Source organism: Pristimantibacillus sp. PTI5, assembly GCF_048572955.1.
Classification (GTDB): domain Bacteria; phylum Bacillota; class Bacilli; order Paenibacillales; family Paenibacillaceae; genus Pristimantibacillus.
The window spans coordinates 359,744-386,044 of sequence record NZ_CP183886.1 but is presented as its reverse complement, the minus strand read 5'-3'; the positions used below and the strand labels follow the sequence as shown (position 1 = coordinate 386,044).

36 protein-coding genes and 2 riboswitches are annotated in these 26,301 nt (G+C 48.5%); of the genes, 24 read left to right on the top strand and 12 right to left on the bottom strand.

Annotated elements, in window-relative coordinates:
* The first annotated feature begins 34 nt into the window (after positions 1 to 34).
* The 4 genes from ACN6MW_RS02085 (at position 35) to ACN6MW_RS02070 (ending at position 3,695) form a co-directional block, all read left to right on the top strand.
* Positions 35 to 1,138 (top strand): rhamnogalacturonan acetylesterase, encoded by a 1,104-nt coding sequence (locus ACN6MW_RS02085; RefSeq protein WP_419874002.1) that lies wholly within the window; start codon positions 35 to 37, stop codon positions 1,136 to 1,138.
* A gap of 104 nt (positions 1,139 to 1,242) precedes the next feature.
* A complete protein-coding gene (locus ACN6MW_RS02080; protein ID WP_419874001.1) occupies positions 1,243 to 1,539 on the top strand; it encodes a transposase in 297 nt (98 codons plus the stop codon).
* The gene (locus ACN6MW_RS02075; protein WP_419874000.1) at positions 1,509 to 2,414 is read left to right on the top strand and encodes an IS3 family transposase; all 906 of its coding nucleotides are present in this window, start codon (positions 1,509 to 1,511) and stop codon (positions 2,412 to 2,414) included. The genes ACN6MW_RS02080 and ACN6MW_RS02075 overlap by 31 nt, the downstream gene beginning before the upstream one ends.
* A 387-nt stretch (positions 2,415 to 2,801) precedes the next feature.
* A complete protein-coding gene (locus ACN6MW_RS02070) occupies positions 2,802 to 3,695 on the top strand; it encodes a GNAT family N-acetyltransferase (protein ID WP_419873999.1) in 894 nt (297 codons plus the stop codon).
* Positions 3,696 to 3,775: 80 nt separating this feature from the next.
* Here the strand turns inward: ACN6MW_RS02070 and ACN6MW_RS02065 are convergent, their stop codons facing one another.
* On the bottom strand, positions 3,776 to 4,357 hold the full coding sequence (locus tag ACN6MW_RS02065; protein ID WP_419873998.1) for a DJ-1/PfpI family protein: 582 nt from the start codon (positions 4,355 to 4,357) through the stop codon (positions 3,776 to 3,778).
* A gap of 154 nt (positions 4,358 to 4,511) precedes the next feature.
* Between ACN6MW_RS02065 and ACN6MW_RS02060 the strand changes: the two genes are divergently transcribed.
* From ACN6MW_RS02060 to ACN6MW_RS02035, 6 genes are all read left to right on the top strand, one after another.
* Positions 4,512 to 5,033: a hypothetical protein gene (locus tag ACN6MW_RS02060; RefSeq protein WP_419873997.1), complete on the top strand. Its 522-nt coding sequence runs from the start codon at positions 4,512 to 4,514 to the stop codon at positions 5,031 to 5,033.
* 139 nt (positions 5,034 to 5,172) lie between these two features.
* A riboswitch (PreQ1 riboswitch) is annotated at positions 5,173 to 5,216 on the top strand.
* A 145-nt stretch (positions 5,217 to 5,361) separates the two neighbouring features.
* Positions 5,362 to 6,027: a 7-cyano-7-deazaguanine synthase QueC gene (gene queC / locus ACN6MW_RS02055; RefSeq protein WP_419873996.1), complete on the top strand. Its 666-nt coding sequence runs from the start codon at positions 5,362 to 5,364 to the stop codon at positions 6,025 to 6,027.
* Complete coding sequence (gene queD / locus ACN6MW_RS02050) at positions 6,027 to 6,476, top strand: 6-carboxytetrahydropterin synthase QueD (RefSeq protein WP_419873995.1); 450 nt, start codon at positions 6,027 to 6,029, stop codon at positions 6,474 to 6,476. The genes queC and queD overlap by 1 nt, the downstream gene beginning before the upstream one ends.
* Entirely contained in the window at positions 6,463 to 7,197 is a 735-nt protein-coding gene (gene queE / locus ACN6MW_RS02045) for a 7-carboxy-7-deazaguanine synthase QueE (RefSeq protein ID WP_419873994.1), read from the top strand. Before queD ends, queE begins: the two co-directional genes overlap by 14 nt.
* 31 nt (positions 7,198 to 7,228) lie before the next feature.
* Entirely contained in the window at positions 7,229 to 7,726 is a 498-nt protein-coding gene (gene queF, locus ACN6MW_RS02040; RefSeq protein ID WP_419873993.1) for a preQ(1) synthase, read from the top strand.
* A 196-nt stretch (positions 7,727 to 7,922) separates the two neighbouring features.
* Complete coding sequence (locus ACN6MW_RS02035) at positions 7,923 to 8,126, top strand: hypothetical protein (protein ID WP_419873992.1); 204 nt, start codon at positions 7,923 to 7,925, stop codon at positions 8,124 to 8,126.
* A gap of 52 nt (positions 8,127 to 8,178) precedes the next feature.
* On the opposite strand, the gene thiD is transcribed toward ACN6MW_RS02035, so the two are convergent.
* The 4 genes from thiD to ACN6MW_RS02015 are packed head-to-tail and all read right to left on the bottom strand — an operon-like array spanning position 8,179 to position 11,572.
* On the bottom strand, positions 8,179 to 8,997 hold the full coding sequence (gene thiD / locus ACN6MW_RS02030) for a bifunctional hydroxymethylpyrimidine kinase/phosphomethylpyrimidine kinase (protein WP_419873991.1): 819 nt from the start codon (positions 8,995 to 8,997) through the stop codon (positions 8,179 to 8,181).
* Positions 8,998 to 9,013: 16 nt separating this feature from the next.
* Entirely contained in the window at positions 9,014 to 10,048 is a 1,035-nt protein-coding gene (locus ACN6MW_RS02025) for an ABC transporter substrate-binding protein (RefSeq protein WP_419873990.1), read from the bottom strand.
* Positions 10,045 to 10,821 (bottom strand): ABC transporter permease, encoded by a 777-nt coding sequence (locus tag ACN6MW_RS02020; protein WP_419873989.1) that lies wholly within the window; start codon positions 10,819 to 10,821, stop codon positions 10,045 to 10,047. Before ACN6MW_RS02020 ends, ACN6MW_RS02025 begins: the two co-directional genes overlap by 4 nt.
* Positions 10,802 to 11,572 (bottom strand): ABC transporter ATP-binding protein, encoded by a 771-nt coding sequence (locus ACN6MW_RS02015; protein ID WP_419873988.1) that lies wholly within the window; start codon positions 11,570 to 11,572, stop codon positions 10,802 to 10,804. The genes ACN6MW_RS02020 and ACN6MW_RS02015 overlap by 20 nt, the downstream gene beginning before the upstream one ends.
* Positions 11,573 to 11,656: 84 nt before the next feature.
* A riboswitch (TPP riboswitch) is annotated at positions 11,657 to 11,759 on the bottom strand.
* Between the two features lie 88 nt (positions 11,760 to 11,847).
* Between ACN6MW_RS02015 and ACN6MW_RS02010 the strand changes: the two genes are divergently transcribed.
* From ACN6MW_RS02010 to ACN6MW_RS02000, 3 genes are all read left to right on the top strand, one after another.
* Positions 11,848 to 12,402: a DUF1273 domain-containing protein gene (locus ACN6MW_RS02010; protein WP_419873987.1), complete on the top strand. Its 555-nt coding sequence runs from the start codon at positions 11,848 to 11,850 to the stop codon at positions 12,400 to 12,402.
* Positions 12,403 to 12,505: 103 nt separating this feature from the next.
* Complete coding sequence (locus ACN6MW_RS02005; RefSeq protein WP_419873986.1) at positions 12,506 to 13,876, top strand: hypothetical protein; 1,371 nt, start codon at positions 12,506 to 12,508, stop codon at positions 13,874 to 13,876.
* A 97-nt stretch (positions 13,877 to 13,973) separates the two neighbouring features.
* Entirely contained in the window at positions 13,974 to 14,648 is a 675-nt protein-coding gene (locus ACN6MW_RS02000) for a DNA alkylation repair protein (RefSeq protein WP_419873985.1), read from the top strand.
* Here the strand turns inward: ACN6MW_RS02000 and ACN6MW_RS01995 are convergent.
* Positions 14,643 to 16,037 carry an MFS transporter gene (locus tag ACN6MW_RS01995; RefSeq protein WP_419873984.1) on the bottom strand — a complete coding sequence of 465 codons (1,395 nt, stop codon included), beginning with the start codon at positions 16,035 to 16,037 and terminating at the stop codon, positions 14,643 to 14,645. The two genes, ACN6MW_RS02000 and ACN6MW_RS01995, sit on opposite strands and share 6 nt — an antisense overlap.
* Positions 16,038 to 16,168: 131 nt before the next feature.
* Between ACN6MW_RS01995 and ACN6MW_RS01990 the strand changes: the two genes are divergently transcribed.
* The 3 genes from ACN6MW_RS01990 (at position 16,169) to ACN6MW_RS01980 (ending at position 17,623) form a co-directional block, all read left to right on the top strand.
* Entirely contained in the window at positions 16,169 to 16,477 is a 309-nt protein-coding gene (locus tag ACN6MW_RS01990) for an ArsR/SmtB family transcription factor (RefSeq protein WP_419873983.1), read from the top strand.
* Between the two features lie 243 nt (positions 16,478 to 16,720).
* A complete protein-coding gene (locus tag ACN6MW_RS01985; RefSeq protein ID WP_419873982.1) occupies positions 16,721 to 17,287 on the top strand; it encodes a GNAT family N-acetyltransferase in 567 nt (188 codons plus the stop codon).
* A gap of 102 nt (positions 17,288 to 17,389) precedes the next feature.
* Positions 17,390 to 17,623 (top strand): hypothetical protein, encoded by a 234-nt coding sequence (locus tag ACN6MW_RS01980; RefSeq protein ID WP_419873981.1) that lies wholly within the window; start codon positions 17,390 to 17,392, stop codon positions 17,621 to 17,623.
* A 32-nt stretch (positions 17,624 to 17,655) separates the two neighbouring features.
* Here ACN6MW_RS01980 and ACN6MW_RS01975 read toward each other — a convergent pair whose 3' ends face one another.
* The 5 genes from ACN6MW_RS01975 to ACN6MW_RS01955 all read right to left on the bottom strand — a co-directional run bounded on the left by ACN6MW_RS01975 (position 17,656) and on the right by ACN6MW_RS01955 (position 21,273).
* Positions 17,656 to 18,060, bottom strand: coding sequence for a DUF350 domain-containing protein (locus ACN6MW_RS01975; RefSeq protein WP_419873980.1), 405 nt, complete (start codon positions 18,058 to 18,060; stop codon positions 17,656 to 17,658).
* A 96-nt stretch (positions 18,061 to 18,156) separates the two neighbouring features.
* Positions 18,157 to 19,470 carry a glutathionylspermidine synthase family protein gene (locus ACN6MW_RS01970; RefSeq protein WP_419873979.1) on the bottom strand — a complete coding sequence of 438 codons (1,314 nt, stop codon included), beginning with the start codon at positions 19,468 to 19,470 and terminating at the stop codon, positions 18,157 to 18,159.
* Positions 19,471 to 19,474: 4 nt separating this feature from the next.
* Positions 19,475 to 19,765 carry a hypothetical protein gene (locus ACN6MW_RS01965; protein WP_364149449.1) on the bottom strand — a complete coding sequence of 97 codons (291 nt, stop codon included), beginning with the start codon at positions 19,763 to 19,765 and terminating at the stop codon, positions 19,475 to 19,477.
* Positions 19,766 to 20,248, bottom strand: a complete 483-nt coding sequence (locus ACN6MW_RS01960) for a hypothetical protein (RefSeq protein WP_419873978.1) — start codon at positions 20,246 to 20,248, stop codon at positions 19,766 to 19,768.
* A gap of 5 nt (positions 20,249 to 20,253) precedes the next feature.
* Complete coding sequence (locus ACN6MW_RS01955; RefSeq protein ID WP_419873977.1) at positions 20,254 to 21,273, bottom strand: potassium channel family protein; 1,020 nt, start codon at positions 21,271 to 21,273, stop codon at positions 20,254 to 20,256.
* A 190-nt stretch (positions 21,274 to 21,463) separates the two neighbouring features.
* Between ACN6MW_RS01955 and ACN6MW_RS01950 the strand changes: the two genes are divergently transcribed.
* From ACN6MW_RS01950 to ACN6MW_RS01940, 3 genes are all read left to right on the top strand, one after another.
* Positions 21,464 to 21,856, top strand: a complete 393-nt coding sequence (locus tag ACN6MW_RS01950) for a phage holin family protein (RefSeq protein WP_364149443.1) — start codon at positions 21,464 to 21,466, stop codon at positions 21,854 to 21,856.
* An 85-nt stretch (positions 21,857 to 21,941) separates the two neighbouring features.
* Positions 21,942 to 22,343: a hypothetical protein gene (locus tag ACN6MW_RS01945; RefSeq protein WP_364149441.1), complete on the top strand. Its 402-nt coding sequence runs from the start codon at positions 21,942 to 21,944 to the stop codon at positions 22,341 to 22,343.
* Positions 22,344 to 22,478: 135 nt separating this feature from the next.
* A complete protein-coding gene (locus ACN6MW_RS01940; protein ID WP_419873976.1) occupies positions 22,479 to 22,868 on the top strand; it encodes a cytochrome C oxidase subunit II in 390 nt (129 codons plus the stop codon).
* A gap of 68 nt (positions 22,869 to 22,936) precedes the next feature.
* On the opposite strand, the gene ACN6MW_RS01935 is transcribed toward ACN6MW_RS01940, so the two are convergent.
* Positions 22,937 to 23,203, bottom strand: coding sequence for a hypothetical protein (locus tag ACN6MW_RS01935; RefSeq protein WP_419873975.1), 267 nt, complete (start codon positions 23,201 to 23,203; stop codon positions 22,937 to 22,939).
* A gap of 107 nt (positions 23,204 to 23,310) precedes the next feature.
* On the opposite strand from ACN6MW_RS01935, the gene ACN6MW_RS01930 reads away from it, so the two are divergent.
* The 5 genes from ACN6MW_RS01930 to ACN6MW_RS01910 all read left to right on the top strand — a co-directional run bounded on the left by ACN6MW_RS01930 (position 23,311) and on the right by ACN6MW_RS01910 (position 26,252).
* A complete protein-coding gene (locus ACN6MW_RS01930; protein ID WP_419873974.1) occupies positions 23,311 to 23,598 on the top strand; it encodes a Dabb family protein in 288 nt (95 codons plus the stop codon).
* Between the two features lie 152 nt (positions 23,599 to 23,750).
* Positions 23,751 to 24,170: a DUF86 domain-containing protein gene (locus ACN6MW_RS01925; RefSeq protein WP_419873973.1), complete on the top strand. Its 420-nt coding sequence runs from the start codon at positions 23,751 to 23,753 to the stop codon at positions 24,168 to 24,170.
* A 313-nt stretch (positions 24,171 to 24,483) separates the two neighbouring features.
* Positions 24,484 to 25,068, top strand: coding sequence for a helix-turn-helix transcriptional regulator (locus ACN6MW_RS01920; protein ID WP_419876247.1), 585 nt, complete (start codon positions 24,484 to 24,486; stop codon positions 25,066 to 25,068).
* A gap of 253 nt (positions 25,069 to 25,321) precedes the next feature.
* Complete coding sequence (locus ACN6MW_RS01915) at positions 25,322 to 25,801, top strand: DUF948 domain-containing protein (protein ID WP_419873972.1); 480 nt, start codon at positions 25,322 to 25,324, stop codon at positions 25,799 to 25,801.
* Between the two features lie 49 nt (positions 25,802 to 25,850).
* Positions 25,851 to 26,252, top strand: coding sequence for a YtxH domain-containing protein (locus ACN6MW_RS01910; RefSeq protein WP_419873971.1), 402 nt, complete (start codon positions 25,851 to 25,853; stop codon positions 26,250 to 26,252).
* Positions 26,253 to 26,301 lie beyond the last annotated feature (49 nt).

The window sequence follows — 26,301 nt, the reverse complement described above, 5'->3', positions numbered from 1 at the left end:
CAATAGGACAATAACCGTATAGGATGGTGCATTCATGACTGTTTCGTTTACATTCGATTTCGGCATCGGCAGCGCGCCGGCTTCCCCGCATATACATGTGCTGCCCGGCTCGGTATACAGCGAGGTGCCCGGCTACGGCTTTGAGACAAATAAGCAGGTAAATTCGCGTAACCGCGATGAGCAGGACCGCCTGCGGGGCGCATTCTGCATTCCTTTGGAAGCGGTGTTTAGGGTTGACCTCCCTAACGGCCTATATACGGTAACAGCCACGATCGGCGATGCGATCGCTCCGACTTCTACTACTTTAAAATACGGCGTTGGGCGCATTGTGCTTAATAAGGCGGTAACCTCGGCGGGACAATACGCGGTACACAGCTTTACCGTTAAAGTGACAGACGGCTGCCTCCGGCTTGCGTTCTCCGGCATCGCGCCGCGGATCAATGCGCTGCAAATTGATGAAGCGAAGCAAGCAACGACCATTTATCTGGCGGGCGATTCGACGGTGACCGATCAGGATACGTTTCCTTATGCGGGCTGGGGACAGATGTTGCCGTTGTATTTTAAGACGGATGTCGCCATTGACAACCATGCGAAGTCGGGCAGAAGCTCAAGAAGCTTTATTAATGAAGGCCGGCTTGCCGCTATCCTGGAACAAATCAAGCCGGGTGATTATTTATGGATTCAATTCGGGCATAACGACGAGAAGCCGGACGAGGAACGGGCAACGGAGCCGTTTGGCAGCTACAAGGAAATGCTTGCCGTTTATGTGGAAGAGGCGCGGGCGCGCGACGCCAAGCCTGTACTGATCACGCCGATGCATCGCCGCAAGTTTGACGGACAGGGACGGATTATCGATACGCATGGCGATTATTTGCTCGGCATGAAGGAACTTGCGGAAGAGCTGGACGTTCCGCTCATCGATTTGGCGGCCAAAAGCAAAGCTTTGTACGAGCAGCTGGGAGACGAGCCCTCGAAAGCATTATTCATGTGGGCCTATCCGGGCGAATTTATTCATTTTCCAAACGGCGCACAGGATGATACGCATTTCCAAGAGCTCGGCGGCATCCAAATTGCCGGATTGGTTGCGGAAGGCGTGCGGGAGCTCGGCTTGTCTCCGCTTCAGCTGTATTTAAGATAAGGCGTGCAGAAAAAGAGACCGATCCGTGTTTGAAGTGCACCCCTTATAGTAGACATTGGAAAAACCCATATGGGAAACCGATGATACTTTAGGGGTGTATTTTTATGAGGAAAAGAGAGCAAACGAATAAATTGTATTCAAATGAAGTAAGGAAAGAAGCGGTACGTTTACACGAGGAGGATAATTGGACGTACAAGCAGATTACCGAAAAGTATGGAATACAAGATAAAGATAGAGTTCGTAAATGGGTGTATAAATTCAGGAAACAAGGCGAATACGGATTATTGGATAATAGAGGTCGCCGAGAAGAGTATATAGATAAGGATCGTTACAACCAACAACTTCAACGGGAGAATAGGGTACTAAAAAAGTGCTTAGAAATCTGGAAACGGGAGGTGTAAAAGGCAAGCATGCAATTATCGAGGAGTTATCTGATCTTTACCCAGTGACTTTGCTATGTGAATTACTTGATGTATGGAGGAGCGCATACTATCGATATCTTAAGCGTAAGCAAGCAGACCCTGATGGCGTAATCAAGCAACGGATAAAGGCAATTTATCTACAGCGTGAGCGAATTTACGGCTATAGGAGAATCCAAGGCGAGTTAGAACGTCAGTACAATGAAACGGTGAATCATAAGAAAGTATTGCGTCTGATGCAAGAAATGGGTATTAGATCAATTATTCGTGTTAAACGTCCCTACTTTGGTAATTATCAAGCCGCGCAATCAGATGGCCGAGTATCTCCAAACCTCTTGAATCGTGAATTCACTGCTACAAAACCAAACCTTAAATGGGTTACAGATATCACTCAATACCGCGTGGGGGAGCAGCGCCTCTATCTGTCTGACATAAAAGATTTGTGTGGAAATGATATTGTAGCGTTTCATATAAGCACTAGAAATGACAATGAGTTGGTGCTGAACACCTTTGCAAAAGCTTTTAAACAACACAAGGATGCTTCTGGTAAGATAGCTGATCTAATCGTTCATAGCGACCAGGGATCCCAATATACGTCCCACGAATACCACGATCTACTACCAAAGGTCGGTGCTCAAATCAGCATGTCTCGTCGGGGCAATTGTATAGACAACGCCGCAATGGAGAGTTTTTTCTCGCATCTAAAAACGGAAGCACTCTACCCCTATGATATTAGTTCAATTAGCGAGGCTCAACAACGAATTGAGGAGTTCATTCGTTTTTACAATAATGAACGAATCCAAATTAGATTAAAACAACAGACGCCAAATGAGTATCGACTACAATTTACAGCATGAGTGCAAATGTTAGACTGGACTTCATTAAGCTAACGGGCAGGATTCCGTGGTGGCAGACTGATGCCTCCGCATGAATATTGAGCAGTAAAGAACGGTTTTAATTAAATTCAATCTTCCATTTATTAGGGTTCTATTGCATGATTATTAGAGCAATAGAAGTTTGAATTGAAGGTGTTAATTGCGAAATAAATATATCTAGATGGGATTTTGTTCTATCTAGGTAAATAACGCAAAAGTAACTCCAATTTCTACGATGAATTAATCGTTTGAAGTGGAGGTTTTTTATGGGGTGACTTGTATGTATGTTATTCGTACATAGAGTAGATTTTCCAACGGAGATACAAGGTGCAAAGGGTTGCAAAAATATTTTTGAAATGAGGATTGTAAATGAAAAATCATTATTTTGAAAAAGCAAACAAGAACTTGTTTGCTGTATATCAAACCATATATTCACAAGCAGATATCGAGATGTGGTACGACTGGAATGCTCGGCTAAATGATACAAAATGGTCTGAAGATTGTTATTTTTTGTATTGTGATGGAGAAAAAGTGGGTGGTGCGATTATTGCTCCTAATGTAATCATGTTTCCTTTTCTAATTGCACCTTTTTGTGACAGAAGATTATTTTGGAAGTTGTTATTGCTGCAAGGAGAAGCTATGAGCTCAGAAGGGGAAATCCAATTAAAAGGTATACTTACAGAAAATATTGATATATTAATGAGCTTCGGTGCAGAAATTTGGCGACCGAGACAAATTATGTGCCGACCGACCGACAAATTAAGCTACTCACTTGATGATTGCTATTTCCTCGAAACGCCAAAAGAAAGCGATATACCAGAAATGGCTAGAGCCCTCAGGAATTCATTTCTTGGTGGAATAGCATATGAAGTCTTTGGGGAAGAAAGTATTGAAGAAATTAATAAAACAATAAGTAATTGTTTCGAATGGTACACAGCAACTAATACACTTAATCAAGTAGTGGTAGCAAAGGAAAAAAGCACAGACAGAATTATAGGCGGCTGTATTGCAGGTGTATATCCGGAGATAGTTAACAATTTTTCAGGTATAAATGATGTGTTTGTACTACCGGAATACCGCGGAAAAGGACTTGCGCAAGCTATGATAAAATACTCTATTACAGCGGCATATTCGATTACGCCGGTTATAAAACTACATATTTTAATTGGAAATCCAGCAGAACACTTATACCAAAGGCTTGGGTTTGTTGCAGGACCAAGATTTACAGATATGAAGTATAAGAAAAGTGACTCGTACACGTAGCAACATAAACAATATTGGGGCTTGACCAATTTCCGGATGGGTCTCTTTTTTTGTGTTTCTCTGCATCCGTGAAGGATGAATTAATAGGTTACCATATTCTGCATGTCATAAGGGTAATCCATTTGTTTTTTTATGTTTTGCAAGTCCTGCTCACTGAGGAACAAGCGGATGACGTAAAGAGCCAAATCGATAGAGGTGGCTACGCCGCCGCCGGTAATCACGCTGCCGTCCCTTACAATGCGGGCATGGACGACCTCCTGGCAATAAGGCGCCAATAAATCATAAGCATAAGGATGCGTGGTCGCTTTTTTATTTTCCAAAAATCCGGCTGCGCCTAATAGAAGGGACCCCGTACAAACGGAGATGAGATACTGCGCATCCTTGGCTTCCTTGATCCAAGCGATAAAGGATTCATCATAGCGGAGCGCCCTCGTTCCAAACCCGCCCGGGATGAACACCATATCGTAGTCAGCTAACGCAGGTTTGATTTTATTAATTTTTATCGTCATGCCAAGCTCATCGGTAACCTCATCTTGAAGCGCACAAATATCCCAGGTGAAAGCTTTCGTTTCTTCGAAGTATTTTAAGCGTGTTATCCCGTCATAAAAGCCGACAAAATCCAAAAAAGTAACGCCGTCGAATAAAATAAAAGCTATTTTCATTACCGCAGCACCGACCCTTCTTTCTGTAATAATATTACATTTATGCCTTCTGGCACAGCATAATCATTAAAAAAACCTTCAGCAGGCTCGATTCGATTCGGAATTTGAACTACAATAACAAGGAGTATATTGCAGGCGAAAAGAGGAAGCAGCGATGTTTGATCCAACCGTATTCGAGAATTTGAAAGTAGCTTTTGAGAACCAGCTTTACGATTTGGACACGCTCGATCGGAAGATCGATATTATAAATCGAAAGGACCGATTGGAGCTGGCTGTTATGTCGCGGGAATTTGCGCTTCAATTCAAGCTGGCGGAGCGTGCTTCCGTATCGGCAGAGATTCAACTTACCGCCTCGCTGAAGGATTTGGCGGCTGAAATTTTGGAACTGAAGGGGGAGACGCCGTCCTGTGCGCTGCGTTTGCGTTTCTATATGGAAATGCATGACATTAACGAACAGTGCAAGCTGGTCGAGCAGATCATGCGGCGGATTTGGGAGCCCGATACGGTGCCTACGCAGACGATCAGTTACGTATACGGTACAGAAGCGCCGATTTATTCGAATGTGATCGAGCTAAGCTTTAACCGGCAAATTAACGAGGAACAAATGGATGACATTCCCGAGCTGATTACGCATATGCTGCAAACATTGACGCAGCTTAATGAGGCTGCGGGATAACGGGGTTAGGCAAACTTCCTATCCCTGTTTTTCCCAGTAAAATACTGTCTGTATCCATAAAGCCCAAGCTATGCTATAGTACTTGAGAATAACCAGCTAAAGAAGAAATTCCGGGCTATGTCCATTATGGAAATAGCGGCCGGGAGAGGTTCGCGAACTCCCTCTATAAAAAACTATGCGAAACGATTGTCCCGTCGGGTGACATCGTCGTTTTTGCGTTCGGCGCGAACCGGTTCCAACCGTTTCGCGCCGTTTCTTTGGTTTTTTAACCATCGATGAAGGATGTCAGGCGAGCTCGATCTTCTCAAACCAGAGAGGGAGATGCAGCATGAAAAAGGAAAAGGCGGTTGTCGTGTTTAGCGGCGGCCAAGACAGCACCACTTGTTTGTTTTGGGCAATGGAACGGTTCTCGGAGGTAGAGGCCGTTACGTTTAATTACGGACAGCGGCATAAGCAGGAGCTGGATTGCGCTGCGGATATTGCCAAGGAGCTGAATATTAAGCATCACGTTCTCGATATGTCCCTGCTCAATCAATTGGCGCCTAATGCGCTGACAAGAGATGATATTGCGATTGAACATAAAGAAGGAGAGCTCCCGTCCACCTTTGTCGACGGACGAAATCTCTTATTTCTTACATTTGCGGCTGTCCTTGCCAAGCAGCTTGGCGCGAAGCATATCGTGACGGGCGTATGCGAAACGGACTTCAGCGGATACCCGGACTGCCGGGATGTATTCGTAAAATCACTGAATGTGACGCTTAATTTATCGATGGATTATCCCTTTGTTATCGATACGCCGCTGATGTGGCTGAATAAAGCAGAGACATGGGAGCTTGCGGATGAGCTGGGCGCGTTCGAATTTGTACGCTCGCGGACATTGACCTGCTACAACGGCATTGTTGCTGACGGCTGCGGGGAATGCCCGGCGTGCCTGCTTCGGAGAAAAGGACTGGATGAATATCTTGCCAAGCGCACACAGGGAGTACAATCATAATGCTGCAGCAGGTCTATCCCGTTGCCCAGCACCCGTATTGCTATGAGTTGAACAAGGATTTTCATTTTGCCGCGGCCCATTTCGTGCCGGCCGAGGAAGCGGGCAAATGCCAGCAGCTCCATGGACATACGTACTACGCGAATGTAACGATCGCGGGCGATGAGCTTGATGCGGCAGGGTTTTTAGTCAACTTTGCGATTATTAAGCGTCTTATTCACGACCGGTTCGACCATTCGCTGCTCAATGACGACAAGGAGAGCTTCAGCGACGAGCAGTCCAATCGTTTTCCGACGACGGAAGTGGTGGCGCGCACGATTGCCGAAATCGTACAGAAGCATTTGGACGGCACGGTGAACAAGCCGCAATGCATTCAGGTTTATCTGCGTGAAACGCCGACGAGCTACTGCATCTACCGTCCGAAGAGAAAGGCGGATTATGATGCAGGCTAACAAGCGGATTCCGGTTCTGGAAGTGTTCGGGCCAACCGTTCAAGGGGAAGGTATGGTCATTGGCCGCAAAACGATGTTCGTCCGCACGGCAGGCTGCGACTACAGCTGCTCTTGGTGCGATTCGGCATTTACATGGGATGGCAGCGCCAAAGCAGATATACGGATGCTGACGGCAAATGAAATCATAGAGCAATTGAAGGCAGCCGGAGGAGACGTTTTTGATCATGTGACGATATCCGGCGGTAACCCTGCGCTGCTGCCGCAGCTGAACGTTTTGATTGATCTGCTTCACGAGCAGGGGATTAGCGTTGCGCTGGAGACGCAGGGCAGCCGATGGCAGGATTGGTTTTGGTCGATCGACGAGCTGACCTTGTCGCCAAAGCCGCCAAGCTCGGGAATGCAAACGGATTGGGCGGTGCTTGATGACATTGTATCCAAGCTAACGGCGGGAAACACTGGCTTTTCTTTGAAAACAGTCGTATTTGACGAAGCGGATCTCGAATACGCAACCTCTGTCCATCATCGTTATCCGCTGGTCCCTATTTATTTGCAAGCAGGGAACGGACAGCTGCAGGAAACAGATCCTGCCTTGATGCTTCCCTATTTGCTAGAGCGTTATGAATGGCTGATTGGACAGGTGATGGGGAACACGGAGCTGAAGCGGGTCCATGTGCTCCCGCAGCTTCATACCTGGGTATGGGGCAATAAGAAGGGCGTTTAAACCAAAAAAAACAGGAAGGGCGGCAGGGATTATGGAAGGAAGAAGCAAGGAGGAGCTAAACGGCGTCACGCTGCTTGGCAACCAAGGTACGCAATACGCATTTCATTATACCCCGGACATTCTGGAGGCGTTTGATAACAAACATCCGAACCGGGATTATTTCGTTAAGTTTAATTGCCCGGAATTTACGAGCCTATGCCCGATGACGGGTCAGCCGGATTTTGCAACCATCTATATCTCTTATATTCCAGACCACAAAATGGTAGAGAGCAAGTCGTTGAAGCTGTACTTGTTCAGCTTCCGCAATCACGGCGATTTTCACGAGGATTGCATGAACATTATTATGAATGATTTGATTGCCCTAATGAATCCAAGGTATATCGAAGTATGGGGCAAATTCACGCCTCGCGGCGGCATCTCCATTGACCCGTATTGCAACTGGGGCAAACCGGGCACTAAATATGAACAAATGGCAGAGCATCGCCTCATGAATCACGACTTGTACCCGGAAAAAGTAGATAATCGCTAACGTTTCCCTTGTATACGTTTGAAATCGCAAGGGTACTGCTGCAATCTAGCTTATACTCTTAGGAGTAAGGCTTATTTTTTGCCAGCCTAAGGTCCAGTATCCTATCCTTCCCGAAGTCCATTTCATTTCGATTGAAATCACCTATACTTATTTTTATTAATGAAAAAGAGATGGCGGGAATAGGAGCGGACATTCGATGATTCGAAATGCGTTATGTATGTCAGTATTGCTTATTACGATTGCTGCGGCGTTGACGAGCTATGGCGTGGTGCCTGAACGTGTCCATGCCGCGGAGGATTCCGAGCAGGCGAAATATGAAAAAGCCGTAAGCTTCATGGAGTCTTCGATGGCGATAGAGAAGCTTCCTAAGGTGGAGACCGTAATGCGGCTCCGCTTATAAACATAGAACGCCGCTTCCTAATGGGAAGCGGCGTTTGTTATGATTCTAGACATTACGGCAAGCGTGTGCCCGTAAGACTGCTCCGGTATGCAAAATGATTCGTAGGCCCGTGTCCGCCGCCGAAGCCGAGCTGGTGCTCGATGGCTGCTTGAATGAAGGCTTTGGCGGTTCGAATCGCCTGGGGTACCGTTTTTCCTTGCGCGATTTCGGCAGTAACCGCCGCTGAGAAGGTACAACCGGTCCCATGCGTGTGCCTGGTGTCGATGCGCTTGCTTTCTAAATAAACAAAAGATTTGCCGTCATACAGAAGATCGACGAGACGCTCGCTAGCGGAGCTGTGGCCGCCTTTGATGACAACATATCGGGAGCCCATTTGAAACAAAATCTTGGCGGCTTCCTCACGGTCGCTGAGTGTTCTTATCGGCATTTTGGCGAGCAGCTCAGCTTCCGGAATATTAGGCGTTGTTACAAGAGCGAGCGGCAGCAAATGCTTAATCAGCGTTCGAACGGCCTCCTGCTGAAGCAGCGGGGAGCCGCCTTTAGCTACCATAACAGGATCGATGATCAAGTTTTGCCAGCCGTAATGCTTGATTTTGGCGGCCACGATCTCGATGATCTCACTGCTGAACAGCATGCCTGTCTTCAGGGCTGAGGGCGTCAGGTCTTCGCCAATGGAATCAAGCTGCTTTCGAATGGCTGCGGCCTCCATCGGATAAACGCCCTGAACGCCAAGCGTATTCTGGGCAGTAACGGCGGTAATGACGGACATCCCATAGGCGCCGAGCTCCTGAAAGGTCTTTAGATCGGCTTGAATGCCTGCGCCGCCGCCGCTATCCGAGCCTGCAATCGTTAGCGCTTTATATCGTTTCATCGACTCATCTCCTCCATTATAAATTTGAAAAGGCATCCTCGGCCTTTATGTCAGGCGGCAGCAGCTCGTTCGAAGTTAACCAATCCTTAACTTGGGCCCACGAAGCGGGATCCTGATATCCGAACGCTTGCTCTCCCGCATCCATAAGGGGCAGGAGGATCTCCAAGCTCTTCGTTTCGATTTCCTTATCGAGGGGAGAGGTTTGGTCTTCATGCTCGAACAAGATGGCCAGCGCCTGCTCCGCCTGCTCCGAAACGAATTGCTGTCCTTCGGTTATAGCGGTTGTAAATTTTTTGAATAGCGCTTGCTTCTCGCTAAGTCCTTGATCGCTGGCAACGAGCACAAGCTCGTAATAATCAGGCACGCCGAAATCTGCAGGATTGATTGCCGTCATGACATGTCCTTCCTTGGCTAACAGCAATTGCTCATGATTGATGAATCCGCCTATGATGGCATCCACATTATTAGTGGCAACAGCGGGAATAAAGTCAAAGCCTACATCGATCATGTCGACATTTTGAGAATCTCCGCCATCCTGTTTGATCATTGTGCGCATCATGGCTTCGTATAGCGGAATGGAGGAATAACCGACTTTTTTGCCGACCAGATCCTTCGGCGATTTGATATTTCCGCCTTCCGGCACCATGAGATGATTGAGCGGATGCCGAACGATCGCTGCAATCGACTTCACGGGAATATTCTCGCCGCGAGCCATCAGCACCTGCGGCTGGTAGCTGAGGGCCAGATCGACTTTACCGGCCGCTACGAGCTTCAATGCGTCGTTTGTATCGGCGGGCATCTGAATATCCACCTCAAGTCCTTGCTGCTCGAAATAACCGTTCTTCTGTGCGGCATAGAGGAAGGAATGAACGGCATTCGGGTACCAGTCGAGCATAATGCTGATCTTCTCGAGCTTCGTCTCAGCAGCGGGGGCGGGAGACGCAGAGGTTTCCTTATTTTTTGTGGCAGCATCGCCGCCGCAGCCGCTGATGAACAGCAGTGCCGCCAATAGCAGCGGAGCCGCCGCTTTTAATTTTGTTATTGCGATCATTTCTTTTTTCCTCTTTTCTTCAATATCGTTTTTTCCAAAAGCACGATGGCAGCGAATAAGACGATGCCGATCAGGGATAACAGGGAGACGGCCGCAAACATCGAATCAGCATTCAAACTGCTCGACATTCTGCGGCTGTAATAGCCAAGTCCTTCATTGCCTCCAAGCCACTCGCCAATCGTGGCGCCAACGACGCAGTACACGATGGCCAGCTTCAGTCCCGAGAAAAAGGAGGGCAGCGCGATCGGGATTTGTATTTTGCGGAAAATGTCCCAGCGCGTCGCGCCCATCGTAAGCAGCAGCTCCCGGTATTCGCGGTCTCCCTTCCGAAGCCCGTCATACGTGCTGACAACGATCGGGAAGAAGGCCGTTAAGAATACGACGGCGACCTTGCTCCAAATCGTGTAGCCGAACCACATGATGAAGATCGGTGACAGGGCGATGAGCGGGATCGTTTGGCTAATGACAATGAACGGATACATCGCCTTCTCCAGCGTCCGGGAAGTTTGCATGCCTGCGGCGAGGGCGATGCCGATCAAGACGGATAAGAGAAAGCCTAACGCGACTTCGCGCAGCGTAGCGAGCATATGCCGGCCGAGCAGAAGCTGGCTGTCACCGATAAAAGCCCCGCCGATCGAGGTTGGAGCAGGAAGGATGAAGGCAGGAACCCAGCCTAAGCGTACAACCCACTCCCAAGCCATCAGCAGGCAGGCGAGCAGCAGGATAAAGAGGCCGTAATCGTTCAGCCATTTTTTAAAAAGCGGTTTGCGCATGCAGCCTTCGCTCCAAATCTTGTCGCAGCATTACAAATTCCGGTTCGTAATTTAGCTCATAATGTCTTGGCCTAGGCAGCTTGACGATGATCTCTTGAACGCCCTGCGGTTCATTCCCGGAAAGTAAATAAATGCGGTCACTGAGCAAAATAGCCTCCTCGAGATCATGCGTAATGAAGAGGACTGTTTTTTGCAGGCTGCCCCAAAGCTCTAGCAGCCACTTCTGCATGCCGCGTTTGGTCATGGCATCCAGTGCTCCGAAAGGCTCATCGAGCAGGAGCAGCTCTTGGCCGGTCACAAGGGTCCGCAAGAAAGCAACTCTCTGCCGCATGCCTCCGGACAGCTCATCGGGATAAGCGTGTTCATAGCCTGCGAGACCGAAATGCTCCAGCAGCTCCGTGATGCGGGAGATGCCGGTCAGCTGATTCCCCCGCGCCAGCTCAAGCGGAAGCAAGCAATTCTCGAGCACGGTTCTCCAGGGAAGCAGCAAATCCAGCTGCGGCATATAGGCGATTTTGCCCAGCCGATCCGGCGCAGGCTTGCCGCGCAGCCTGATTTCGCCTTGACTAGGCTGCAGCAATCCGGCAATCAGCTTGAAGAGGGTGCTCTTGCCAGAGCCGCTTGCGCCGATGATCGATACGAATTCCCCTGCGTATGCTTCTAAGGATAAATGGGATAAGACCGGTTTCTCTGAGGTGGAAGCAAACGAGTAGCCTAACTGATGAAGCGATAATAACGCGGTAATACGCATCCCCCCGTAAACAAATAAAGACCCACCCATTTCCGAAGGAAAATGAGCGGGTCTAACGTTCAACAAGGCTTTCGCGCATGAATGAATGCTTCTGCTCCACTTCCCTCCGCTGGAATGATCCAGATCAGGTTCCAAGGGTCCGGAGCATGTGCTCCATCTCAGCCGTAAGACTCCCCTAGTGAATTAATTAGGTCGATATTCAATTTGTATTTTTTCTACTATAGCATACACTGGAGAGATGTAAACCATAATTATCCGAAAAGGCGTTGAACAAAATGAAAAATTTACTCGTTACAGGCTATCGCGCCCATGAGCTTAATATTTTCAGCCAAAAGCATGAGGGCATCGTTTATATCAAAAAAGCGCTGATGGGCAAGCTGGTACCCCTTATTGAAGACGGCTTGGAATGGGTCATTACGCCCGGCCAATACGGTGTTGATCTATGGGCTTGCGAGGTAGTGATCTCGCTCAAAGAAATCTATCCTCACCTGAGGCTGTCTATCATTTCGGCTTACAGCAACCCGGAAGAAAAGTGGAAAGACGATAAAAAGGAATTTTACCAGCAGGTTTTAAAAGGGGTCGATTATTACGCGTCGGTCAGCAACCAGCCGTATAACGGCATATGGCAGTTTACAGCGCGGGACGAGCTGCTGTTCCGCAAAACGGATGGCATTTTGCTCGTCTACGATGAGGATGCAGGCGAGGGCAGCCCGAAGTTTTTCAAAGAAAAAGCATTAAAGAAGCAGCAGGCAGAGGGCTATGCCTATATCAGCATCAGCTCCGAGGATATTCAAAGCATCGCGGACGATGACCATTTGTATTCGGAATAAAGAATATATTTATTGACACTTGTGTTTTTCTGTTGGTATACTATGGAAATTACTTATTCCCGATTAAATTCATCGGAATTATAAAAACACGGAGGTTATATTCATGGGAAAAACACAAGCTTCATATGCGAAACTGCTGGGAGCGCTTCTTTTGTCCTTTTTTATTCTTTTTGCGCAGTCCACGGCCTTTGCGGCCTCTCCAGCTGCAGCTGTACCAGCTTCTTCAGCTTCACAGGAAGACGGCGCGGCGCAGTATAAACAGTTTTTGAAGGAGAAATTCGATGTCAGCTTCTCCGGCACAGTAACGAAAGGCGAGTTTATTGAAGCAGTCGCAGCTATTCTTGGCTACGAGCCCTCGGGCAAAGCGGTAACCTTTTCTGACGTGCAGCCTGGCAGCGAGCTTTACGCATCGGCTGCGGCATTGTATGAAAACGGAATTTTATCCGGACCTTCCATTCAAGGCGAGCAAGCGCTCACGAATGCCGTAGCGGTTGCGATTGCGGTAAGGGCGGCCGACCTGAAGGAGCTTGCATATACATACCCCGCTGCTAAGGTGAATAAAGCATTGGCGAAGCTGAATGTAAAAAGCAGCGCGCTCGGCACGAAAGGCGCGCAAGAGGTTGCAGCCGCGATGGACGCAGGCCTGCTGACGGCTGACCTTTATTCCGGCTTTAAGCCGAAAAACGCAGCAAGCACGCAATTGATCCATACGCTGCTCGGCAAAGTGTTAATTACGAAAGGCCTGTACAAAAAGTATCTCGGCTATGTGAACGACAGCGATATTTTTGCGAAGCTGAACACGGCATACGAGACTTCCGATATCATTAACGCTCCTAAGCTGCAAACGATTGTCAACACCGCGCTGAAGCAGGATTTAATTACGGGTTACAATATCAAAGACTCCCGTTTCGATGCTAATTTCATTGATTCCCTGTCCCTTATCTACGGGCATTCCGACTTTAAGCATGCGATTCAGCTGATCGGCCTGCTGCGCAGCGAAGGCTTGAACGCCAAGGTGCAGTTCGAGCCAAAGACTTCCGCTTTTATCTTTTTAGCCGAATGGGGCACGCCGGGACCTAATGTCGTGCAAATTGAAAACGGCAATTACATTAATTACGATAAAGAATATGACCTTGCATTCGAATTTGCAAATGCGGCTGACAAAGAAGCTTTCCAAAACGTGATTTTGACGTATGCGAAGAAAAACGAAGAGGGCCAAGCGGGCCTGATTGCCGCATCCTGGTGGCAGCCGCTTTACTATTCGCAAACCGAGCTAAAGGATTATGAAATCATTACGAACAATTTTATTACGGATCCAGACAGTCCTTATACCGTTAATCCTTTCTCGCTGAATGAGGATTCCGCCAAGGTAGTGGCAGGATTTAAAGCGATTGATCCAAATGTGGTGGTTACGCCTAAGCAATTCTGGGTCGATAAGCCATTCTACAGGTATTTGAATGGTGAAGCGGCTTAACGGCATGCATTCCTAAACGAATATTGAAGCAGCCCCGGCCGTGATTGATGGCCGGGGCTGCTTTATGTTATCGTTCAAGGAAAAGGAGGCCGCTTTGATGACAAATATTGCGAAGGCGCTCGAAGCTCTGTTTAGGGAGCATGCCGACCCGGAAAAAGCATTGCCGATGGAGGCGTACATGCGCGGCCAATTTGTATTTCTTGGAATTAAAACGCCGGAGAGAACAGCGCTGCTGCGGGCATTTTGGAAGCAGCATGTTAAGCCGAAGGGAGAAGAACTGCTTGAAGCCGCGGAGTATTTATGGCAGCTGCCCGAACGCGAGTTTCATTACATTGCGATGGGGTTGCTGGAGAAATACGGCAAGGAGGCCTTGCCCGCGCATATCGATCGGCTGGAGCGCTGGATAACGACCCATTCCTGGTGGGACACGGTCGATTTTTTGGCTTCCCATTTAGTCGGCTATCAGCTCTCGAAATACCCGGAATTAATCGATGCCTGCACGGAGCGCTGGATCGTATCGGAAAATATGTGGCTGCGCCGGACCGCGTTATTGTTTCAACTGCGCTATAAGCATCACACCGATACGGAGCGTTTATTCGGCTATATACGCATTACGAAGGATGAAAGTGAATTTTTTATACGCAAGGCGATCGGCTGGGCGCTTCGGGAATATGCAAAAACCGATGCAGTCAGCGTGCATCGGTTTGTTAAAGAAACGCCGCTCTCGCCGCTCAGCAAGAAGGAGGCTTTGAAGCATTTATCCGGTTCATAGCCGTGTATGCCGGCCTAGTTGCTGCTGCTTCGCTGATGCGTAATACAACCAAGAGGCCGCAATGGCGAATACGGCAATCAAACCCATGCCCCAAAAAATGTTGGAGAATGCTCGGCTTAGCGGCAGCTCGCTTTGCGCGGATAGGATGATCCCGCTGATCGCGACGCTAAAAGCACCGCTAATGAATTGGGACAGCTGGAACAAGCCCATGCCTGCGCCTACATGCTCACCGGGCAAGATTCTCGACAGCTCGTTAGATACGCCTGAGTTTAAAGCAGAGAAGCCTACGCTCATCAAAATATAAATGACCATCACAACATAGATGGAGCGATCTGCAAAAAGGGCAAAGAAAACGGCCGCGAGGAGCAAAGGCCAAGGCGCGACGCGAAGCAGCAGGCTGTTTCCGTATCGGTCGATGATTTTTCCGATGCGGCCTGAGGCCAGCATCGCTACGAGCGCTCCGGGGAAAATAATGAGACCGGCTTGGCCCGGCGTGAGCTCGAATAAGTGAATGAGCACCTGCGGCAGCAAGAAAAGCGTTGCAAAATTATTGATATACGAAATAATGCCGAGCGAAATCAGACGGATATACCGTTTGTTGCGGAATAACGAAGGCTGGACGAACGGATTCGCGGCACGGTTGATTCGTATCCAAAACAAGACCAGCGCGGTAACGCCGCCGATAAGCGCGACCCAAAAATGGTTGGTTATATAAAGCAGTACGCCTGTTGAACCGATACCGACAAGGGCAGCGCCAATGACATCGAAGGAGCCCTTGTTCGAAGCCTCATTCGGCAGGAAACGGTAGAATACCGGGATCAGCAGCAATGAAATGCCGGTTACGATGAACAGGTCATTCCAGCCTAAGTACTGGGTAATGGCGCCGCCGATTACAGGGCCGAGCCCTAGTCCAAGTGAAGCGGCCGAAGTAATGAGCGCCATCGCTTTCCCGCGTCTGGCGAGCGGAATGAAACGCGTAATGAGCACAATGGTTAAGCTGAGCACCGACCCAGCTCCCGAGGCTTGAAACAGCCGGGCTACCAGAAGCAGCGTATAATGATGGCTAAAAAAACCGAGCACGGACGCTCCGCCCATCGCGATTAATCCAACGGTCAGCAAAAGACGTATAGGCACAAAATCGGACAGCCGGCTAAACGTGATGGAGGAAATGGCAAAGACGATCGAATACCCCGTTATGATCCAAGAGGCGGCAGTCGGTGAAAGCGTAAATTCGGCCGTTACCTGAGGCAGCGCCAAATTGAACATCATGGTATTCATAATGACGATAATGATCGTCAGTCCTAGAAGGGGAATGAGAAGGGCGTCCCGAAAAGCGGGGCGTTCCTCGGATATTAAAGGCGGGACGTTAACTGCGGCAGTGTTTCTCATACAACCTCCAAGGCGAGTATTTGTGTCTCTCTATATTTTCATTGTACGATAATTATCGTACAATGAAAATATAGCATGGGCTATGTTATAATGCAATAAAGGAATGACGAGACAGATAGGAGTGAAGGCGTTTGAAAATTTTATTTCATCCGAACCGAGAGGATATTGAGCTGACTTCCGTATTGTATGCACTTAGCGATCCCATCCGTCTTCGTATCGTAACCACGATCGTGAGAAGCGGCGAGCAGCCCTGCGGTCACTTTGATATTCCGGTTGTGAAATCTACGATGACCCATCATGTCCGCACTTTGCGGGAGGCTGGCGTACTGAATGTACGCAAGCAAGGGACCCAGCATTTTTTGACGGTGCGCGACGACGATTTGAATACCCGCTTTCCTGGACTGTTGGCAGCGATCATACGTCCCGAAGCCTTTATATAACATAATGTGATGTATTTTCTCGGCTGTTTGCGCTAAAATAAAGCAGTACTTCGGCAACGAGTGAAGCAGTAATTTTAGGTGCGCGAAACGGTTCAAAGCTTTGTTTTGTCATCATATTGTCAGAGTCAGTGAGGCTCCGTTCTTTTACCGCCGCAATCGGCGGTTATTTTGTATGCAGCTGGCAGCATTCAATGTTTAGCAGCAGGCCGAATTCGATTTGCTATGATAAAAGGGGCTGGATAAATGGCAATGGCGTTCTCATTTCAGACTTTTCCCCGGCTGGAGACCGAACGGTTTATTTTGAGAAAGTCAGAGGAACGGGATGTCGCTGATCTTTATGAGCTTTATTCGGATAGCGAGGTTGTGAAATATACGCCGCTGCTGCCGCTGTCCGATCAAGCGGAAGCTTGGCAAGAGATGAATTGGCATCTCGAAACGTTCGCTCTTCAGGTGGGCATACGGTGGCTAATTGAGGATAAGCTTACAGGCAAGGTTATCGGAACCTGCGGATTTCTTCATTACGAGAAAGAGTATGCCCGTACCGAAATAGGCTATGATTTGGCTCCCGGCTATTGGCGGAAAGGAATCATGAGCGAAGTATCGGCGCCGATCCTCGCTTTTGGTTTCGATTGCATGAAATTGCACTGCATCGAAGCAAAAGTAGATCCTGCTAACACGGCCTCCATCGGCTTGCTGGCTAAGCTTGGTTTTAGTCAGGACAGCGAATTGCGGGAATACGAGTTCGAGCAAGGGCAGGTTGTGGAGCTTCTGCAATTTTCCATGCTGCGCAAGGATTATAGGCGCTTGTAAATGTTGTAACGACTTTCGCAAATGAGTCATCCCGCGTATAATAGAGTGAAGCGGACTATGATTCGCAAAACGTTAAACTAAATTACCGGGAGGGTAAGAAATATGACCATGAGCAAAGCGAAAAAAGCAAGACAGAAGCTGGCGCAGCAAGGACGAATGGCGCCGGATGCGCTGCGTGGGAGCTGGCAGGGCGTTAATCCGATGTTAAAACGCACCCCGACTTTACAAGAGAAACAAGCGAAACTAAATAAAAAACACCGAAGGAATCACGCGAATTACAGCGATGGTTCCTTTTGCATTTATAAGATGAAAAAAAGCCGCTGCACAGCAATATAATTCTGCTGTGAGGCGGCTTTTATTAGTGAAGATTACATTAAGAATGTACCGATCACAATCGATACCCCGATGATGATCGAACGAAGAAGCTGTGCGACGGCTAGATTTCCTTGCTCGATCTGCTCACACACTTTAAAGCGCGGCGTAAGAAAATCGAATAATACATAGACGAGGCATAAAATGGCGATGCCTATAGCGGACCAAATCAACATGGATACCCATGAATCGGAGCTGTACGACACCATAGCAACAATGATACACAAGCCGAGCAGCTTGCTGCCCATGTAAATGCCCGCGGCTTGATTGCCTTTATTGATTTCCGCGGCATCATTGTAACGAGTCAGCTTACTGAATACAAATGCGCCTGCGCCTAAAATGACGAGCAGAAGAACAAGGCCGATTCCAACGTTGCCGGCATTTTGCAAAAATTCATTCATTGTTGTTCCTCCTTAAAGTTTTGTGAAGCAAAACTCGCTTCGAAAGCATACGCTTAAAGTTTTGTGAAGCAAAACTCGCTTCGAAAGCATACGCCGTTATTCCACGATGGCGGCGGGGCAATAATAGGCCATGTCACCGGTGATCTTCGAGCCTACGCGTGGCAGCAGGCCCGCGAAAGCGCCGCCGATGACGTAGGCTCCGGTTAATAAGTACCCTTGGAGCGGGCCGGCCTCGGTATGTAACGCGACTTCCTGCATCGTCACGCGCTGCTGATAAATTTTTTGCTGCTCGCTGTAGTACTGCTTGATTTCCTTGGATTCATCCCCCTCCTCCTGAATCCCCCATTCTTCGCTTTCCAGCGTTCCATCCCCTGCAAAGAGAGTGGTTCCCTTGCCTTCGCGTCCCCAGTAGCTTTTGGCGACATAAGGAATTTGCTGCTGAACGAATACGGTATCCTCGAAATAGGAGGGAAGAAGATATTTTTGAATGGTCCGGAGCTCTGCCTCGTCAAAAAGCGGTTGGCCAAGCAGGTCTGCGGATTGCTCGTTTCTCTCATATAACGCCCAAATGAGCGCCATGAATCCTTTGCTTTGCGTGAGAATGCTTTGCGGCGGATTAATTAACCCCAGCCGCCCTTGCTCAACAAGCTCCATAAGCGCCTCACCGACAGGCAGGCCTGTTTCTTCCTCGGTATCATGAATCAAATATTCAAGCGGATATAGCCGGTATAAGATATCGATGCGCTCGCCGTTTCCATACAATCCGTCACCCTCCGCGATCACGAGCTGGTCCAGAGGAACGAAGATAACGGAATAACCAAGCCCGGAAATTACATTCATGATATATTCCGTATTGCATTTGTCCTCGACATGCCAATCGTAGCAGGTGCAGGCGATCGTTCCGGTTAAGCCTGCGTTTTGATAATGATTAATCAGTCTCAGGAAAGCTTTCTCCAGCGCTTCGTCCATTCCCGCGGAAGCGGAACGAAACGCCGTGTGTCTGGTGACGGCCGCATTTCCCAAAAAGGCCGTTTCCGGAATGCCGGTCGGTGTATCGGTATTATTTTCAATGCATTTCATGCCCTGCGCCGATAGGATCCAGTCCTGCCTGGATACCCCGTGGCAAGGCGTCTCTATGCGTGCTGCTCGAATAAGGGAGGGATGAATGCCTAATTGTGCCTTTAAAAACTCGTCGGGCAAATGCCGCTGAACAAACCGCAGCGCTTTCCAGTAAATGCGGTCTACTTGCTCTGAGGCGGCTTGGAGCTCCTCGTATTCAGCCCGTGTATACCCTGTAACCGAAGGCAGGCAGTATTGCTTGCCATACATACGATGGTATGGAATTCGTTCAGCGAGATCGCCTTGAAACAGTTCTTCATGAGTTAGTGTAAGCGGTATGACACGCTTCATAGAATCAGCCTCCGCTGCTGCTCTTTATGCCGGAGCTGCCAAAGCCCTTCGAGGAGCTGGATTTGTAGCTGGAAGATTTTTTATACGTTTTGCCGTTTGAAATATAGGTGCTGCCGCGGCTTGAGCCGTCATCATCGCAGTAGCCGTCATTATCATTATCCACGCAGACGCGCGAGCTCGACGTATTGCAGCCGCTGAGCGCAACGGGAACGGTGAGCAGCAGAGCGAAGGCAAGCGCCTTCTGGCTTCTCGCTTTTAATTTGGAGCCGGCCGCCTTTGCCTGTTCATCGGACATCTAAAGGTTCGCTCCTTTCAAAAAAACAACGATTTTGCTTCGGTCCATGTCGTAGACGGTATAGACCGTCTCATAGGTTTTCTGCTCGCTCACAATATAATGATCGAGCAAAAGCTGGGCAAATTCGAGAGGGCTGGCCGGTTGAAGAAGCGGTAAAGCGCAAGGATTAAAGCGGTAGCCGTTCCAAAGCAAATATTCGACTTCCATATAAGGCGAGACGGTGACGTACTCATGCAGGGCATTCTGAATGGCTTGCCCGTAAACCGCATCGTCGAATTTATTGAAAGGTTTGGCATAAATATGATGGCGTTTGCCGTCCTCGCACTCGTTCGCCGTATGCTCGAACAAGGCGTTGCGGAATACAGTCGCATTCACCAGCTTGCGCACAAAAATATCGTCACGGGTTACGGCAGCTTCCGTTATGGTTCGTACCACGCGTAGATCCGGTTCGGACCATTCCAGGTAAGTCAGCACGTTATTCACTAGAATTACTTCCTCTCTGATCTAATTTGGTTAATGGTCTCGTCATTGGAGATCACGAATAAGCGGGCATTGATCGGGATCGATTCATCAAGCTTTCGGTTAATGCCCATGTCGGTGCGGTCCGCAATGAGCGTAGCTCCCTTCGTGAGCAGCGCTTGGAAGGCATCGCCATATGTCGCCCAGCGGGGGTCGACCGGAATCTCATAGACGTCCTCGCCGTATTTTCTGCTGAGCAGCTGCATGAAGATATCGACGTTGCCTTCCTTTAACGCGGATCGTACGGCCAACCTGGAAACGGCATCATGCGATAAAATAAAATCATTTACTTGTACGTGCCGGAAATTAAGAATATGCTTCTCCAGCACGATTTCCACCGTCGTATGGACCGCAGGAGCGGCCTGTTCAATGCTGGAAGCGATCAATAGCGATTTTCCGTCGATCAGCGAGGTATCCTCAATGCGGGGATCGGCAAAAATAATCGCCGAGCGGGCGCTTTGAATGCCAGCCATCGCAAGCACCTCGGGCGATGTCGGATCGCCGCTTACAAAATGCACCCGAGGCTGGTCAAAGGGATGCTTATCGCTGTTATCAATGACAATGATGGCAATACCGGGATCCGAGTCGAGCAAATCTTCTACGGCCAGCTGCGCTTTTTTGCTCCAATTAATGACGATGATGTGATCACGGCCTTGATATTTCAATTTTCCACCTTCTCTTCTTCGTTGAAGTTCAGCTATGGAATCGATAATCTTTCCGATTAATAAGCTGAGCAAGCCAATGCCGAACACGTAGAGCAGCATTGCGAGTATTTTGCCGGGAATGCTCTTGGGGAAGAAATCGCCATAGCCGACTGTCGCCACCGTCGTCATGACCCACCAAAAAGCGTTAAACCAATGTCCGAAGGTATCCGGCTCCAGCAGGAATGCGAGGATAGAGCTGATAAATACAAGCAATAACGTAAGCAAGACGACAAAGTAATTGTTTAAACGAAGAAGCTTTACGGTAAGTTTCAAAAATAACTGCATGCCTGTCACCCTCATTCGATATATTGCTTTATACACAATACTATCTTTTCTAGCATTTTCCAATATCGCAATAAGATTTGGCGAGCGCCTTTTTCATAGAAAACCGCCTGTCAGCCATAAGGAGGACGGACAGCCATACGTTTTCGCGCATATAGTATTATACATGGAAATGAAGGGGGAGGCGGCGAAAATGTCCTTGATCTGGTTATGCTCGATTTGCGGTCTTATGGGTTCTATTCTTACGTTTGCTTTCGGCAGTTGGCAGGAATCTCTTACTTTATTGGTTGTGGCGATGGGAATTGATTATATTACGGGAGTCGCCGCCGCCATTAAAGAAGGAAAAGGATTAAACAGTGTTATCGGATCTTGGGGACTGACACGAAAGGGATTGACGCTGCTCGTTATTTTACTCGCCCATCGAATAGATATATTGCTGGAGACCAATAATGTGACAATGGGCGCCGCCATTTATTTCTATTTGGCGAATGAGCTGATATCCATCACTGAAAATTACGGCAGGCTCGGCCTTCCGCTTCCGGAGCAGCTTCGCAAGATCATCGAGGTGCTAAAGGATAAACGGTAACTTTTGGATAAAACTTATTTAGCTTGCATGAAATCGCGGCAAATCGCTATAATAAGAACAAATGTTCTTATCTGGAGGGGTAGCAATGGCCGCTAATGAGGAAACAACCCGCGGCAAAGTTAGAACGGCAGCAAGTCCGCCGATACAGACCGAAGAAGAGCTGGAGCTTGTCAAACGGTTTGTTCTGCTTGGAATTGTCATGCGTATTTTGGATCATGATATACGTGTGATCGGAACATCCGCCATAAAGCTCCCGCGGTTTTATGAATCCATGATGCGCGGCATGCAGGACAGGGTGCTGCTTGACCTCGCTGCGATCAAACGGCAGTTTCGTGAAATGGGTATCAAGGTTTATGAAGAAAGACGCCAAGCGGACGGTTTGCACGCCGATTATGTCTGCAGAGGCTACCATCACCGTTTTTTTATGCTGTGGGGCTTTGTCAAGGCGGAGTCTGAACGGGTATTAAAACAGTATTTGTCCAGCTAATTTTGAATTTGTTCATGGTTTTGTCAAAATAACAAAAAAACTTTTCCTCTTTCCGTAGTTTAAGGTTGAGAACTTCGGACAATCTTATGTAATATAAGAGGTAGACATTATGAACGCAAAGGGGAGCACATAGCAATGCACAAGTGGATTATGTTTACGTTATTTACAGCGGCGTCGTTGCTGGGCTTATATTTGCTCACATTCGCCCTGCCCGCTAAACCGGTTGACGAGTCTGCCTCGCTGCCAGAGGGCATGAGTTTGCTGAAGGTTGTCGCTTCTAACGATTTCGTATTCGATCAAGAAGAGTACAAAGTCAAGGTTGGAGACAAGGTTAGATTGAAGCTGTCGAATAAAAGCGGTATTCACGGGCTACATATTGACGAGCTAAAAGTAGCTTTGGATAACGATCATCCGGAAACGGATTTGGAATTTACGGAGCCGGGCACTTACAAGATCTATTGCTCCATTCCATGCGGGCAAGGACACACAACGATGGAATCTACGCTTATCGTTGAAGCTGCCTAATGCCTAATTGATGAATGTGCTGTAATAACGCGAAAGGAGCCGAAAGGCTCCTTTTTGTTGGTTTGAAGCTAACGCGCCGAGCGGGGATAACGTTCGTTTTCACGTCCGCGCGCAATGAGAACATCGGCGATAAAACCGAGCAAAGCCCATGTCAGGATGGTAAGTGCGTACATAAGCAGGACGCTTACCTCGTGTATGTCGACAAATAAATCAACGACCCACGCCGGGATGCTGAGCATGAAGAACACGAAGTTGTGAGGGTCATAACCGGTATAGTTGAACAAGCAAATGGCTAGTCCAATCAATGTAGCAATAATCGTAACCCGATAGCGCATAACGTACCGATCTCCTTCTTGTTAAAGATTGCCGTAATGCGACTGCATAGGTTATTATGTGACAAACGCTTGAAATTTATACAATGAAATCTGAGGAGGAACAACAAATGTTAACACATATTGTTTTCTTTAAATTAAAAGATGGCAGCAAAGAAAATGTCGCACGCACCGCACAGGTGCTTAGAGATATGGAAGGCAAAATTGAAGTGCTGAAATCCATCGAAGTAGGCATTGATGTGCTGCATTCGGAGCGTTCTTACGATATTGCGCTCATTACGAAATTCGATTCATTGGAAGCGCTGGAAGTTTACCAAGTGCATCCTGTTCATAAAAAGGTTATTGAGCATATGATGCAGGTCCGCGAAGCTTCCGTCAGCGTTGATTTTGAAAGCTGAGAGGCAGGTTAACGATTAATGAGCGACATGAGAGACGTTTATGAAATAATGACTTATTTGCTGGTTATTATTTTTAGCAGCATCATTATGGTGGCATGGCTTAAACGCAAGTCGAAGAAGAAGAAACAAGGCTGAAAGCGGGCGACTGACCGATGTATTATGTGAATCGAGAACAAATAGCAGTACGGCTCCAATCGATTACCGAAATCGCGTCCGCACTGGACATGCTTGCCTCAAATTGGCAGGCCACATTGCTTGAGGGCTTGGCTCAGGAAAGAGCGCTGCATCTGGCCGTCGAAACGGTGACGGATGTCGGAAGCTTCCTGATTGACGGGTTTATCCTTCGGGATGCAAGCAGCTACGAGGACATCATTGAAATTACGGGTGAAGCGGGCGCGTTTCCAGCGGACATGCAGGATACGCTGATCGCGCTCGTAAAGCTGCGTAAGCCGCTGGTACAGGACTATTATGTCTGGGAGCGAACAGAGCTGCATCCGCTTGCCCGTACGCTTCCAACGGTATTGCCTGCCTATAAGCAAGCGATCGAGGATTATCTGGAACGCGAGTTGTAACAGTTTGTACAGTATGCCAAGCAAAGCGAGCTGCAGCCGCAATTTAACGGCTGCAGCCGTTTTTTTTGCTAAGGAATAATTTATGCGTTATCACTATCAATGGTGGATAGATTTCCGCGAAACGATGGCATTTACCGAAGAGGACGGCAATAACCGGTTAGAATTGGTTCATTTACGAAAAAGTTAAAATACGTTACAATGACGCTATCAAGCCTGCGAAGGAGGTGAAGGGTTGAAGCTGATAAAAACATCAAGCGCTGTGGGCGTCAAAGCGGCAACGCAGGGAGATCATTCTACGCGCGAGCGAATTTTGATGCTGCTGAAGACGGGCGGCAGAATGTATGCCGGCGACTTGTCAAACGAATTGGGATTGACGGAAATGGCGATACGGCGCCATATGTATGCGTTAGAGAGCGAAGGCAGCGTTTCGATCATTGCCGTTCGCCAAGCGATGGGCAGACCGCTCCATGCCTATGAACTGACGGCTGAAGCAGATGAGCTTTTTCCGAAAAATTATCATTTGCTTGCACTGGATTTGCTTGATGAGCTGGCGGATGACCCGGATACCGCAGAGCTTATTGACCGGATGTTCGAAGGGCGCAAGAAAAAGCTGCTGGAGCGCTATGAGCCGCGGATGGCGGGCAAGAGCTTGGAGCAAAAGGTTAGCGAGCTTGCTGCGATTCAAAACGCGGGAGGTTATATGGCGGAAACGGAAGCGAAATCCGACGGCAGCTACATGCTGTATGAATATAACTGCCCGATTGCCCAGGTTGCCGGCAAATACCTTCAAGCATGCAGCTGCGAGCTTTCCTTGTTTAAGTCTCTGTTAGACGTCCCCGTTGTGCGAACAGAGTGCTTGGCCAAAGGCGGAGGCAAGTGCAGTTACCAAATCGGTTAACGAACGAGCGAGCGAGGCCTGTTAAGGCCGTCTTTGCAAATCCCAAGGGATTTGTGGAGACGGCTTTTTTTTGTATTTGCTTCCGTAGTTACTATTTTGCTCAAAAAAAAATGGAACCGGTCCGGTTATGATTTTTCATGAGGTTGTGTCATGACAAGCCCATGCTGATTATACTGTCATTACGCAAGTGGGCATTCGTCTAGGACTTTGAAACGTAAGGCCCTGCAATTGACAGAGGAGGAGGAATACGGGCATGGTCATGACGTGGATCGCAGGAATAGCCGCGGGAGCATTTGTCATTTTAGCGGCAGGCATTCTCGTGGCATTACGGTCAGCGCTAAGCAGGCTGGGCCAGGTACAAGCGGAGGCAGAAGCGATGCGGCAGGATTTGAATAAGCTGAGCCTAGAGCTAAGCGGGCTTATACAACCGGCAGAGAAAACAATCCGTGAAGCCCATCGCCAGCTGCAAGCGGCAAGCAAGCTGTTCGAGGCAGCGGGTCAGGTTGGCGGGGCAATTGCGCATACGACATCGGCAGCTGAGCGCATCACATCCGTACTATCGGAATCGGCCGAACAGCATGCGAAGCGGTATAGGACGAAGCGGCAGGTCAGCGAAGCGCTTGAATGGGCTGAGCTAGGAATGGCTGCGTGGCAGCTGTGGCAAACTAGCCGAAAGCCAGAAACAAGAACCGAGGATGAACATAATGGCCCCGTATTCGAATCGGAAACCTAGTCAGTTGTAAAAGGCGAATCGCGCGCTAAACTCGAAAGGAGCGAAAAAAATGTCAACACGTAAACAAACAAAAGGATTTTTCCTAGGCGCATTAGCCGGAGGTGTCGTTGGCTCGATTACGGCATTGTTATTGGCTCCAAAGCCAGGTAAGGAGCTGCGTCATGATATTTCGGTCGGCGCTCAGAAAGTAAGCGACACGACGGTAAAGGTGGCAGGCCAAGTGGGAGATACAACGGGCCGCATCGCCAAACAAATCGGTGATCAAGCCATTCAGATTGCTGATAAAACGAAGCAGGCAGCAAGCAATGTCGTGAGCAGTGTCAGGACGCGCAGCAAAGGCACAGAAGAAACGGAAGTATCAATTGAAGCATTGCCGGCAGCTGGCAGCGACGAGGCCGTAAGCACGATCGAAGCAGGAGAGACAGAAGCAGCCGTATCCAAAGAGAATTAAAACAATTTTTGGCGAAAGGAATGAAATCGCCAAAAAAACATGACGGGTA